Genomic DNA, 12,337 nt, shown 5'->3' with positions numbered 1-12,337 from the left:
GGTCGGGCTTCCTGACGCCCCACCCGCAAGAGGCATCGACGTCTGTCGTTTGGCTCGGGCGGCGACCAGGGCTGCCCCGACGTGGTCAGACTTCGATACGCTGCGTCTGACATGGACCGACCCCGGCGGGTCGGAAACGGGGGAGGAACCGCATGGGGAGCATGCCGCCGCCGAACACCGGCGATCTGCACGTCAGCGTCGAGGACCTGGACGCCACCGCCGCGTACGTCGAACGGCTGAAGCAGTATGTCGAGGACACCCTCAGCTACGAGATGGAGCGCATCAAGGAGCGGATGAAGGGCGACAGCAACAACGCCCAGGCCGTCCCGAACGGCACCCCCTTCGGTGCGTTCGAGGATGCCCGCCTCCAGTGGCGGACGCTGGAGACCTCCACCGCAGCCATGGAGGCGCACCTCACGTCGCTCTCGCAGAAGCTGGCCTCGCTGAAGCAGGGCACCGAGGACATCGCCAAGGCGTTCCGCGACGCCGAGGCGCGCAACGGCGCCAACGGCAAGGAGATCGAGCGCCTGCTCGAGTCCGCGGCTCCGCCGCCCGCTGCCGGCGCCCCGCCCACCTACCCGCACACGGCCTGAGGGGAACGTCATGGCTGGAGGAACCTGGGAGCGGTGTGTCCGCGAGGTGACGCTCTCCGCGGACCCGGAAACGGTCGGCTCGGTCGGGATGGGGTGGAGCAACCTCTCCGCCGGTCTGGGTCATCTGCGCGACTCGCTCGTCGGCCGGTCGTTCGTCGGCCCGGTCGCGACGGGTCAGGAGCGCCCGCACGTGGGTGGTCTGCCCGGAATGCTCGCCGGGTGGAAGGGCAGCGGCGGTGACGCCTACCGCGAGCACCTCGGCAAGATCGGCCAGCAGATCGAGGATCTGATCACCGACGCGAGCAACATCAGCGGCGCGTTGACGCGGATCGAGGGCGACATCCGCAAGGCGGTCGCCACGATCCCGATCCCGCTGGGGGACGACTTCGGGTGGAACGAGTGGAGCCTGCCCAACGGCACCGAGCTCGACGACGCCCGCGACGGCGAGAGCTCGTCGGGCTTCCTCGCCGCGCTGCGCGCGGACTACCAGAACAACCCCGCGTCGTACGCCGACGGGGCGTTCCGCGACAAGGCCGACGACCTGGAAGCGACCATGAAGGTCGACGGCCAGGCCGGTGACCAGAAGCGCGGCGGCTTCTGGGACACCAAGGCCCATCTGGACAACTGGTACCGGGACAACCAGCAGGCGGCCAACACCGCGATGTCACCGTTGCCCCCGGCCGTCTACACCGAGCGTCCGAAGCTTGTCGTCGGGGATCCGGCCTTCACCTCGGACACCTACCGCCCCGACGATCGGGTGCCCCCGAAGGGTCTCCCCGACACTGGCGGCATCGGTGGCGGTGGCGGCGGGGGTGGCGGCGGCGGTGGCGGGGACCTCGGCAGCCGGCTGCCCGGTGGCGGCGCCGGCATCGGCGGTGGGCCCACATCCGTCGGGGGCCCGTTCTCCCCGCCCCCGACCGGTGGGCTCGGTGACGGCTCCGGTTCGTTCACCCCTCCGCCCACCGGGTCGGGCTATCCGGGTGCCGACGACGACTACAGCACCGGTCTGGCCGGTGCCGCGCCCAGCACCATTGGCGGCGTGGGTGGCGGCCTCGGCGGCACCGGGGTCGGCAGCGCCGGTCTCGGTGGAGCCGGCGGCGGTTTCGGTGGTGGCGTCGGCGGGGGCGGCGGGATCGGGTCCGGTGGTGGTCTGGGCGCCGCCAGCGGGATCGGTGTCGGCGGTATCCCCGGCATGGTGGGTGGCGGCAACGGAAAGATTCCGCCGGTGACGAGCGCGGCCAACGCCCTGCGTGCCGCCGCTGGCGCGGGTGCCGGTGGCGCCGGCGGTGCAGGCATGTCGGGCGGCGCGCGTGGCGGCGCCGGGATGGGCGGCGCCGGGATGATGGGTGGCGGCATGATGGGCGGCGCGGGCGGTGCCGGGCAGGGCGGCGGCACCGGCTCCGAACACTCGTCGTGGTTGACTGAGGATGACGATCCGTGGGGCCCTGGTGACGGGGCGTCCCCGGGCGTCCTTCGATGAGGACGGACGGATGAGGGTGGACGTCGGAGCACTCCGGCCGGTTGTCGCCGGTCTACTGGCGGGGCTGCTGGTGGTGGGGGCCGCCCAACCGGCGGCCGCCGCGCCGCGGCGGGCCGAGCAGTGGTATCTGGACGAGCTCCGCATCGCGCAGGCGCACAAACTGTCCACCGGGCGCGGCGTGGTCGTGGCCGTGGTCGACAGCGGTGTCGACGCCGCGCACCCGGAGCTCAGGGGTCAGGTGCTCCCCGGTGGCCGCAGCTACGGCGGCGACGGTGACGGGCGGGCCGACGAGGACGGGCACGGCACGCACATCGCCGGCATCATCGCGGCGACGAACGCCAGCCCCGACGGCGTGGACGGCATCGCACCCGGCGTGAAGATCCTGCCGATCAAGGTCCAGGCGGGTAAGGCGGAAGGGTACGACGAGGCGGCGATCTCCCGCGGCATCCGGATGGCCGTCGACGGTGGCGCCAAGGTGATCAACATGTCACTGGGCAAGCCGTCGGCCGTCACCCCCGAAGAGGTCAGCGCCATCCGGTACGCCCTGGAGCGCGACGTCGTCGTGGTGGTCGCCGCCGGTAACACCGCCAAGGGCAGCAGCAGGGTCGATGCTCCCGCCAGCGTCCCCGGCGTGATCGCCGTGACCGGGACGACCCGGGGCGGCAGCTTCTGGTCCGGCTCGGTCCAGGGTCCTGAGGCGGTGGTCGCCGCACCTGGCCACGACATCTACAACGCCGGCCGCAACAAGGGCTACGGCTGGGGAGACGGCACCTCCGACTCCACAGCGATCGTCTCCGGCCTGGCCGCGTTGATCCGATCGAAGTACCCGAACCTCGACGCCCCGAATGTGATCAACCGGATCATCCGGACCACCCGGGACGCCGGCCCCGCCGGCCGCGACCCGCAGTACGGGTTCGGCCTGATCGACCCGGTGACCGCGCTGAGCGCGAACGTGCCGACGGTCAGCGCCAATCCGCTGCTCGACCCGGCCGCAGCCGCCAACCCGACACCCGCTCGGACAGCGGACGCGGCCGAGGAGTTCGACGTCACCCAGCACGGTGACCGCGGCGGCCCCACCGACCAGCAGGTCATGGTGGTCGTCATCGGCATCGCCGTGGTGCTGGTGCTGCTGCTGGGGCTGGCGGTGTTCCTGATCTGGAACCGACGTCGCTACCGCCGTGAGGCGGCCCTGGCGGCCGACCTACCGGACGATCTGCTCGACCAGGCTGCTTCCGACGGGTACGCCCCACCGGGCGACGGTTACGCCCCGCCTCCCGGATACCCCGCACCCCCGGGCTACGCCCCACCGTCCGGGTACGCGCCGCAGCCGCCGAGCTATGGCCCGCCTGGCCGGTCGGCCCCACCGGGGCGCGACAACCGGTCCTGACCGCCGGATGGCCGGCCGGTGACTGCACCTGTCACCTGCCGGCCATCGGCGTCTCCGACGGGTGATCATGGCCGTGGTGTCCGGTTCAACCTGGTTCTTGGGTGCGAGGTGACCGCCCCGGCTGCGTACCGTCACGGACCCTGCGCCAGGATGGGTGCACACGCAGGTACCCCCGAGGAGCCCACGATCGCCAAGAAGCCTCAACCCGAGGGCGGCCAGGCACCGGTCGTCCAGCGCGTCCGCATCCGGTACGCCAAGCGCGGGCCGCTGCGGTTCACCTCGCACCGGGACTTCGCCCGGGCGTTCGAACGCGCGCTGCGCCGGGCCGCCGTGCCGATCGCCTTTTCTCAGGGTTTCCACCCGCACCCGAAGATCTCCTACGCCAGCGCCGCGCCCACCGGGGTGGCGAGCGAGGCGGAGTACCTGGAGATTGCCCTCCAGGCGGAGGTCGACCCGGAGGCGCTGCGCGCCGCGTTGGACGCCGCGCTCTCACCGGGGCTGGACGTCCTGGACGCCGTGATCGCCGAGGGGGGCAGTCTCCCGGACCGGATCGAGGTGTCGCGCTGGTACATCGAGATGCCCGAGGTCGACCCGGCGGTGCTGCGCGCCGCGGTGGACGCCTTCGTCGCGGCCGACGAGGTGCTGGTGGAGCGGATGACCAAGCAGGGCCGACGCACGTTCGACGCGCGTGCAGCCGTGATGTCCATCGATGTCCCGGCACCGACGCCGACGCCTTCCGGGGCGCCGGCCGTACCGTGTGCGATACTCGAACTGGTCGTGCGGCAGGTCACCCCGTCCGTACGGCCCGATGACGTCCTTTCCGGCCTCCGCGTGGTGGCCGACCTGGAGCCGCCGGTTTCGCCGAGGGTGACCCGGCTGGCTCAGGGCACGTTGACCGCGCAGGGTGCGATCGTGGATCCGTTGGATGCGGACCGCGACGGGGCAGCCATCGTTGGGCACTGACCGACGGTCGGTGTTCTGGCAGGCAGACTTCGGCGGTCGCGCACCACGCGCGCCCGGCGGAAACACTTTTGCGGCGACCCTGCGTGGCAGCGCTCACCCGCGCCCGGGCTAGCCAGAACTGGAGAACGTCCATGCTCGAGAACGAGCCCGAGGGCGGCGAACGGACCGGTTCACAGCCGGCCGGTGCCAACGCCGACGAGAGCACCACTGCCGACGGCGCCGCCGTCGCTACCCCCACCACGGCCGTCGGCTCAGCCCCGGTCGAACCGGCAGGCACGGAGACGGCTGAGCCCGCCGCGCCGGTGCGGCGTGCGCGGACTACCCGTCGTCGGGCCGCCCCGCTCAACCAGCCGGAGCAGACCGACGCGCCGATCGAGGCGTCCACGGGTGGGTCCGGCAGCGTCGAGTCGCCGCAGGCGGAGGTCTTCGCTCCGATCTCCGGCGACCAGGACGTCGCACCGAAGACCCCCCGGCGCCGCCGCAAGGCCACCCCTGTCGAGACCACGGCCGAGGAGCCGCTGGTCGCCGCCTCCGCGGAGGCGGCCTCGGCCGAGGTGGTCCCGCCGGTCAAGGTGACCCGGACCAGGCGCAAGAAGGCCACGCCGGCCGCCGTGGAGGAGCCGCCCGCCACCGAGCAGCCGGTTGCCACCGAGGAGCCGCCCTCGATCGAGGAGCCGGCTGCCGCCGAGGAGCCGGTTGTCGCCGAGGAGCCGGCGGAGTCCGACCTGCGCGAGGCCGAGGCCGAGCTGAACGACACGGAGACCCTTCCGAGGGCGAGCGCCGCCGAGCTGGCCTGGACCAGTGGCGCGCAGGAGCGCTCGGGCGAGGTGCCGCCAGGTGTGGCCGTCTCCGGTGTGACCGACGAGCCGGCCGAGGCCGAGCCGGAGCAGCCGCGTACCCGACGTCGGAGGGCCGCCCTCTCGGCGCCCACCGTGCTGTTCATGGCACCCCAGCCGGACGCTGTGCCGGTGACCCGGCCGGCGGAGCCGGCCCCGGTCGCCGAGGAGCCGGTTGTGGAGGAGGCCGTCGAGCCGTCCCGCCGCCGCCGGCGTGGTCGCCGCGACATCGAGCCGGTCGAGCCGGTCGAGGCGATCGAGGCCGAGGAGGAGCCGGTCGAGGAGGCCGACGAGGCCACCGAGACGGATGAGGACGACGAGGACAGCGCCGCCGCGCGCCGTCGCCGCCGGCGTGGTCGCCGCGGCCGGGGCCGCGGCAAGGGCGGGGCCGACGACGCCGAGGACGACGAGTCCGAGGAGGCGGCGCAGGCCGACGAGGAAGAGACCGCCGAGGTCGAGGCGGAGAGTGACGAGGACGAGGAGGCCGAGGGCGGCGATGGCCTGACCCGTCGTCGGCGTCGTCGTCGCCGCCGTGGTGCGGGTGACACGGAGGGCGCCGCGGACGACGGTGTGCCGACCGTCGTGAAGATCCGCGAGCCGCGCCGGACCGTCGACGAGGTGCAGGGCGTCTCCGGCTCGACCCGCCTGGAAGCCAAGCGTCAGCGCCGCCGCGACGGCCGCGAGCAGCGGCGTACCCGGCCGCCGATCCTCAGCGAGTCGGAGTTCCTGGCCCGCCGGGAGGCCGTCGATCGTGTGATGGCGGTCCGCCAGCGCGGTGACCGCACCCAGATCGCCGTCCTGGAGGACGGCGTGCTGGTCGAGCACTACGTCACCCGCAACTCCTCCGGCACGATGGCCGGCAACGTGTACCTGGGCAAGGTGCAGAACGTGCTGCCGAGCATGGAGGCGGCATTCGTCGACGTCGGCCGGGGCCGCAACGCCGTGCTGTACGCCGGCGAGGTCAACTGGGACACGTCCGGCCTGGAAGGGCGGGCCCGCTCGATCGAGCAGGCGCTGCGCTCCGGCGACTCGGTGCTGGTCCAGGTCACCAAGGACCCGATCGGGCACAAGGGCGCTCGGCTGACCAGCCACATCGCGCTCTCCGGTCGGCACCTGGTCTACGTGCCCAACGGCAACGCGTCCGGGATCAGCCGCAAGCTGCCGGACAACGAGCGCAAGCGGCTGCGCGACGTGCTCAAGAAGCTGGTCCCGGACGGCGCGGGCGTGATCGTCCGCACGGCCGCCGAGGGCGCCAGCGAGGACGAGCTGGCCCGCGACGTCAAGCGGCTCCAGGCGCAATGGGAGGACATCCAGGCCAAGGCCGCCGAGGGTGGCGCCCCGGCGCTGCTCTACGGGGAGCCCGACCTGGTCATCCGCGTGGTCCGTGACCTGTTCAACGAGGACTTCCGCGAGCTGGTCATCGAGGGCGAGCAGTCGTACGACGTCGTCGAGTCCTACCTGTCGCACGTCTCTCCGGACCTGGTGGACCGGGTGCGCCGGCACGTCGGGACGAGCGACGTCTTCGCCGAGTACAGGATCGACGAGCAGATCATCAAGGGCCTGGACCGCAAGGTCTTCCTGCCCTCCGGCGGCTCGCTGGTGATCGACCGCACCGAGGCGATGACGGTCGTCGACGTCAACACCGGTAAGTACACCGGCTCCGGGGGCAACCTGGAGGAGACCGTCACCCGCAACAACCTGGAGGCGGCGGAGGAGATCGTCCGCCAGCTCCGGCTGCGCGACATCGGCGGCATCGTGGTGATCGACTTCATCGACATGGTGTTGGAGTCGAACCGTGAGCTGGTGCTGCGCCGACTCACCGAGTGCCTGGGCCGGGACCGCACCAAGCACCAGGTCACCGAGATCACCTCGCTCGGTCTGGTGCAGATGACCCGTAAGCGGATCGGCGCGGGTCTGCTGGAGGCGTTCAGCGAGACCTGCGAGTGCTGCAAGGGCCGAGGCGTCATCATGCACACCGAGCCGGTGCCGGAGAAGCCGCGGGCTGCCGGCGCGGGGGAGAAGGTCAAGGCGGTCGCCTCGTCGGTGGCCGCCCCCGCCCCGGCCGCCGAGCAGGCACCCGCCTCGTCCCGTCGCCGGGCGCGCAAGAACGCCCCGGCCGAGCGGGCCGTCGTGGAGGTCGTCGACACCGACACCAGCGCCGAACCGGACGCCGACTACCAGGACACCATGGGCTACGACCTGTCCCGCTACGAGTCGGAGACCGCCGCCGCGCCGGCGATCTCGGACAGCCAGCAGGGCGAGTCGGCTCGGCTGGCCGCGGCGGACGACCCGGACGCGCTCGCCGACGGTGACGGCGACGAGGAGACCGCCGAGGGCGGTGCCGGCCGACGCCGTTCACGCCGGGGTGGCGCCCGCCGGCGGACGCGTCCCTGACCGCCTGACCGGCCCAGTGTTTGACGAGGTCCCTTCCCCGGCAAAGTGACGGGGGAGGGACCTCGCCGTTGCGGCCACCCCGGTCCAGGATCGGTCGTCCCGGGTCAGGAGAAGAAGATGCGTCGTCTGCTCGCCGTCACCGCGTTGGTCACCGTGCTGGCCGGCTGCTCCGCCGACCGGCCCGAAAGCGTCGGGCCAGGCTCGGCCACGGGTGCCCCGGCCTCCGGGCCGAGCGGTATTCCGGCCAGTGGTGCCGCGGCGGGCGGCGCCACGGAGGTCTGCGTCGCCGCCCAGCAGGCCAGCACCACCGCCGTACGGACGTACGTGGCGGAGCTGGGCCGGATGGTCGCCGCGGTGGGTGCCGGGGACAGCAGCACGGCCGAGGCTGCCCGTGGGCGGGCCCAGGAGGCTCTGGACGGCTGGCGTACCGAGCTGCGGGAGCAGTCGGAGCGGGCCCCCGATCCGCAGCTCAAGACTCTGCTCACCGATCTCGGGACCGAGGTGGCGGCGCTCGGCGCCGACGTCGAGTCGATCGACGAGACCGAGCTGGACCGGCTCCAGCAACGTCTCGACCAGCTCTGCGCGCGCTGACCAGGGCGGGCCGGTTTGGGGTACGGGCCGGCAATGGCGTACTCTTGCCTGCGGCCCACCTTTGGTGTGCCGAGTTCCCGTGTGCCCGCGCCGCCGTGCACTGCTACCCGGCGAGCCGCCGCGGGGACGACCGCCAGCAGCCTCAACGACAGGGAGTCCGCCTCCGATGTACGCGATCGTCAAGACCGGCGGCAAGCAGTACAAGGTCGCCGAGGGCGACGTGATCGAGGTCGAGAAGCTCACCGGTGCCCCCGGTGACGCGGTGAAGCTCACCGCGGTGCTCCTCGTCGACGGTGACGACCTGGTGACCGACGCGGCGAAGCTTGCCGAGGTCGCGGTGTCCGGCGAAATCGCCGCGCACACCAAGGGCCCGAAGATCCGGATCCACAAGTTCAAGAACAAGACCGGCTACCACAAGCGCCAGGGTCACCGCCAGCCGTTGACCCAGGTCAAGGTGACCGGCATCTCCAGCGGGAAGTAGGTCGTCCTCCAATGGCTCACAAAAAGGGTGCGTCCAGCTCGCGTAACGGTCGTGACTCCGCGGCCCAGCGACTCGGCGTGAAGCGCTTCGGTGGTCAGGTTGTCAGCGCCGGTGAGATCATCATCCGGCAGCGTGGCACCAAGTTCCACCCCGGTGACCTGGTCGGCCGTGGCGGCGACGACACGCTGTTCGCGCTGTCGGCCGGTGCGGTCCTGTTCGGCACCAAGCGCGGTCGCAAGACCGTCAGCATCGTTCCGCAGCAGTAGTTCTCGAGCCAAGCGGGCCGCGGACCTACGGGTCCCGGCCCGTTTGGCTTTTTTTCGAAGTGCGGGGTTGGACCTCGCTGGAAGGATTGACGCCGTGGCAACGTTCGTTGACCGGGTCGTTCTGCATCTGCAGGCCGGCGATGGCGGGCACGGCTGTGCCTCGATCCACCGCGAGAAGTTCAAGCCCTTCGGTGGGCCGGACGGCGGCAACGGTGGGCACGGGGGCAGCGTGTCGCTGGTGGTCGACCCGCAGGTGACCACGCTGCTCGACTTCCACTTCCACCCGCACGTCAAGGCCGACAACGGCAAGGGCGGCGCCGGCTCGAACCGGGACGGGGCCAACGGCCACAACCTGGTGCTGAAGGTGCCCAACGGCACCGTGGTGCAGACCACCGACGGCACCGTGCTGGCCGACATGGTCGGCGCCGGCACCACCTTCGAGGTCGCCCGCGGTGGGCGCGGCGGGCGGGGCAACGCCTCGCTGGCCAACGCCAAGCGCAAGGCGCCCGGCTTCGCCGAGCTGGGGGAGCCCGGCGACCAGCTCGACATCGTGCTGGAGCTCAAGAGCGTCGCCGACGTGGGCCTGGTGGGCTTCCCGTCGGCCGGCAAGTCGTCGCTGATCTCGGTGATCTCCGCCGCGAAGCCGAAGATCGCCGACTACCCGTTCACCACCCTGGTGCCCAACCTCGGCGTGGTCCGGATGGACAACCACACCTTCACCGTCGCGGACGTGCCGGGCCTGATCCCCGGCGCGGCCACCGGTAAGGGCCTGGGCCTGGAGTTCCTGCGGCACATCGAGCGTTGCGCCGTGCTGGTGCACGTCATCGACTCGGCCACCCTGGAGCCCGGCCGTGACCCGGTGGCCGACATCGACGCCATCGAGGCCGAGCTGAGCCAGTACGGCGGTCTGACCGACCGTCCACGGCTGGTCGCCATCAACAAGATCGACGTGCCGGACGGCCGCGACCTCGCCGAGATCGTGCGTCCCGACCTGGAGGAACGCGGCTACCAGGTGTTCGAGGTCTCCGCGGCCACCCGGGAGGGGCTCAAGGAGCTGACCTACGCGATGGCCGATCTGGTCGAGGCCGAGCGCAAGGCCGCGCCGCCCGCCGAACCGACCCGGATCGTGATCCGTCCGATGGCCGTGGACGACGACGGCTTCACCATCACGGCCGAGGCCGACGGGTCGTTCACCGTCCGCGGTGTCCGCCCGGAGCGCTGGGTCAAGCAGACCAACTTCGACAACGACGAGGCGGTCGGCTACCTGGCCGACCGGCTGGCCCGGCTCGGGGTGGAGGACAAGCTGGCCAAGGCCGGCGCGCAGCCCGGTGACCTGGTCCGGATCGGCGCCCGCGAGTTCGACTGGCAGCCGACGCTCTTCGCCGGCGTGGACTTCGTACCCGGTAACCGGGGCACCGACGTCCGCCTGGAGGAGAAGTCGAACCGGGCCTCCGCGGCGGACCGGCTCGCCGCCCGCAAGGCCCGCCGGGTGCGGTCGGCCGACGAGGTGGGCGCGGACGCGTCCGACGACCTCGACGACGACATCGACGACGAGGACGACGCCGAGTAGTTCGTTGCACTCTGTGATCGGGTTGATTTCCGGAAACCTCCGCGAAATCCACCCGATCTAGCGTGGGGTGATGCTGATCGAGTCCCGGCCTGGCACCGATCCGGAGATCGCCGCCCTCGTCGTCGCACAGCAGCGTGAGCTGCGCGAGGCCGACGGCGGGTTGGACGGGCAGGTCTTCATGCCGCACGACGACGTCCGCTACCTGGCGGTGGTGGTCACCGGTCGGGCGGTCGCCTGCGGAGGGCTCCAGTCGCTCGATGCCGAGACCGGCGAGGTCAAGCGGATGTACGTGCGGCCCGCGTACCGGGGGCGGGGCATCGCCCGTCAGTTGCTGGCCGCCCTGGAGGAGTGCGCGTTCCGGCAGGGGCACTCGGTGGTCTGCCTGGAGACCGGCACCTATCTGCCGGCGGCGATCGGCCTGTACACCTCGTGTGGTTACGAGCAGATCCCGGTCTTCGGCGAGTACGTGAGCAACCCGTACAGCGTCTGTTTCGCCAAGCGGCTGCCGGTCGCGGCCTGAGGGTCGCGTCGCCGGTCAGGCACCGGTGCTGGCGTGCTCGACGGTCACCGGCTTCGACTCGGGTGAGGCGTGCTGGCGCAGGACGATGCTCAGCAGGATCAGCGCACCGACGGCGAGGAACTCGCTCTGCCAGTTCTGCATGGACTGGAACCAGAAGTCGCTGGTGCCGAGGAACTCCCACACCCCGATCGGCGGTGCGCCGCTCTGGAGCGCCTGCTCCTGGTTGTACGCGGCGGTGCCACCGAGCAGGTGACCGACGAACGAACCGGCGAAGATCAGCAGCAGCGCGAGGGAGAGGCTGTTGCGGTAGATCACCAGCGGCAGGCCGCCGACACGCACCGGCCAGGGTGACTGCGGGGTGGCCCGGTGTTCGTCGTCCTCCGGACGGTCGGTCTGGTCCACCGGTTTCGACTCGGCCGAGCCCCGCTGCACCAGGTGCGCGGTGAGCAGCACGTACCCGCCCATCTGGAGGAACTCCGACTCCCAGTTCTCGAAGACCGACTCGGCGAAGTGCCCGCTGGTGAGGTACGCCGGCCAGCTCAACGGCGCGGCCCCGAACTCGGTCAGCTCCTCATTGTGGGTCTGCCAGCCGAAGACGCTCTGCAACACCAGGAAGACCAGGAAGGCCCCCAGCATGGCGACGGCCAGGCCGTTGTCGCGTAGCCAACGAGGCATGACGTACCTCCTTCGCCGGTCGATTACCCCTGCCGGCGTGGCGGCGAAACCACCAGAACTCCAGGTCAGTGCCGGTCGGCGGGATTGTCGAGGCGCCCGCCGGTGCCAGCCTGGTTCGACAGCAGCAGGCCGAGCGCGAGCATCCCGAAGCCGAGCGCGAGGTGCAGCCAGTTGTCGGCGTCGTTGACCGGCAGGATGTTCGCCCCGCCCTCCGGGTTGATCGCCTCGATCGCCAGGCCGTACAGCCAGAGAGCGAGGTAGATCGCGCCGCCGGCGGCCAGGAACACGCGTGCGCCGGCGATGCTGCGGGCCATCACCAGGCCGACCAGCCCGAAGAGCAGGTGCACCGCGTTGTGCAGGATCGACACCTGGAACAGCCCCAGCAGTCGGGCGTCCGAGTGGTGTCCGGCGAATCTCAGCTCGCCGTAGTCGGTGGTGATGCCGGGGATGAAGCCGAGCACGCCGATCAGCAGGAAGACCCCGGCGACGGCCAACGCGGCCAGCTGGACCCGGGGTCGGGGGACGGCCGCTCGGCCCCCTCGCGCGTCTCGTGCCATCGCTGCCCCCTCCGTGGATCTGCC

At 71.7% G+C, this 12,337-nt stretch carries 12 protein-coding genes; 10 read left to right on the top strand and 2 right to left on the bottom strand.

The features are described from left to right. Window positions 1–152: 152 nt before the first annotated feature. The 10 genes from LADH09A_RS00725 to LADH09A_RS00680 all read left to right on the top strand — a co-directional run bounded on the left by LADH09A_RS00725 (window position 153) and on the right by LADH09A_RS00680 (window position 11,081). Window positions 153–593, top strand: coding sequence for an AFG2-interacting ribosome maturation factor family protein (locus LADH09A_RS00725; protein WP_238642749.1), 441 nt, complete (start codon window positions 153–155; stop codon window positions 591–593). A 10-nt stretch (window positions 594–603) separates the two neighbouring features. Then, window positions 604–2,073, top strand: a complete 1,470-nt coding sequence (locus LADH09A_RS00720; RefSeq protein WP_238642780.1) for a hypothetical protein — start codon at window positions 604–606, stop codon at window positions 2,071–2,073. Between the two features lie 10 nt (window positions 2,074–2,083). Then, window positions 2,084–3,460, top strand: coding sequence for a type VII secretion-associated serine protease mycosin (mycP, locus tag LADH09A_RS00715; protein ID WP_238642747.1), 1,377 nt, complete (start codon window positions 2,084–2,086; stop codon window positions 3,458–3,460). Window positions 3,461–3,610: 150 nt separating this feature from the next. Continuing rightward, window positions 3,611–4,423, top strand: coding sequence for a TIGR03936 family radical SAM-associated protein (locus tag LADH09A_RS00710; RefSeq protein WP_274528766.1), 813 nt, complete (start codon window positions 3,611–3,613; stop codon window positions 4,421–4,423). 131 nt (window positions 4,424–4,554) lie between these two features. Beyond that, window positions 4,555–7,653: an Rne/Rng family ribonuclease gene (locus LADH09A_RS00705; protein WP_238642740.1), complete on the top strand. Its 3,099-nt coding sequence runs from the start codon at window positions 4,555–4,557 to the stop codon at window positions 7,651–7,653. A gap of 117 nt (window positions 7,654–7,770) precedes the next feature. After that, window positions 7,771–8,244: a hypothetical protein gene (locus tag LADH09A_RS00700; RefSeq protein ID WP_238642737.1), complete on the top strand. Its 474-nt coding sequence runs from the start codon at window positions 7,771–7,773 to the stop codon at window positions 8,242–8,244. 166 nt (window positions 8,245–8,410) lie between these two features. Further along, entirely contained in the window at window positions 8,411–8,725 is a 315-nt protein-coding gene (rplU, locus tag LADH09A_RS00695) for a 50S ribosomal protein L21 (RefSeq protein WP_007464063.1), read from the top strand. 11 nt (window positions 8,726–8,736) lie between these two features. Beyond that, complete coding sequence (gene rpmA / locus LADH09A_RS00690; RefSeq protein ID WP_007464062.1) at window positions 8,737–8,991, top strand: 50S ribosomal protein L27; 255 nt, start codon at window positions 8,737–8,739, stop codon at window positions 8,989–8,991. 94 nt (window positions 8,992–9,085) lie between these two features. Beyond that, entirely contained in the window at window positions 9,086–10,561 is a 1,476-nt protein-coding gene (gene obgE, locus LADH09A_RS00685) for a GTPase ObgE (protein ID WP_238642735.1), read from the top strand. Between the two features lie 70 nt (window positions 10,562–10,631). Then, the gene (locus tag LADH09A_RS00680) at window positions 10,632–11,081 is read left to right on the top strand and encodes a GNAT family N-acetyltransferase (RefSeq protein WP_238642734.1); all 450 of its coding nucleotides are present in this window, start codon (window positions 10,632–10,634) and stop codon (window positions 11,079–11,081) included. A gap of 15 nt (window positions 11,082–11,096) precedes the next feature. On the opposite strand, the gene LADH09A_RS00675 is transcribed toward LADH09A_RS00680, so the two are convergent. Both LADH09A_RS00675 and LADH09A_RS00670 read right to left on the bottom strand, forming a co-directional pair. After that, entirely contained in the window at window positions 11,097–11,756 is a 660-nt protein-coding gene (locus LADH09A_RS00675; RefSeq protein ID WP_238642732.1) for a DUF6766 family protein, read from the bottom strand. Window positions 11,757–11,821: 65 nt separating this feature from the next. Then, window positions 11,822–12,313, bottom strand: a complete 492-nt coding sequence (locus tag LADH09A_RS00670; RefSeq protein WP_238642731.1) for a DUF4383 domain-containing protein — start codon at window positions 12,311–12,313, stop codon at window positions 11,822–11,824. Window positions 12,314–12,337: the final 24 nt, after the last annotated feature.

It is taken from the genome of Micromonospora cabrerizensis (assembly GCF_022230955.1).
Taxonomy (GTDB): domain Bacteria; phylum Actinomycetota; class Actinomycetes; order Mycobacteriales; family Micromonosporaceae; genus Micromonospora; species Micromonospora cabrerizensis.
This window is presented reverse-complemented; position numbering and strand designations above follow the sequence as displayed.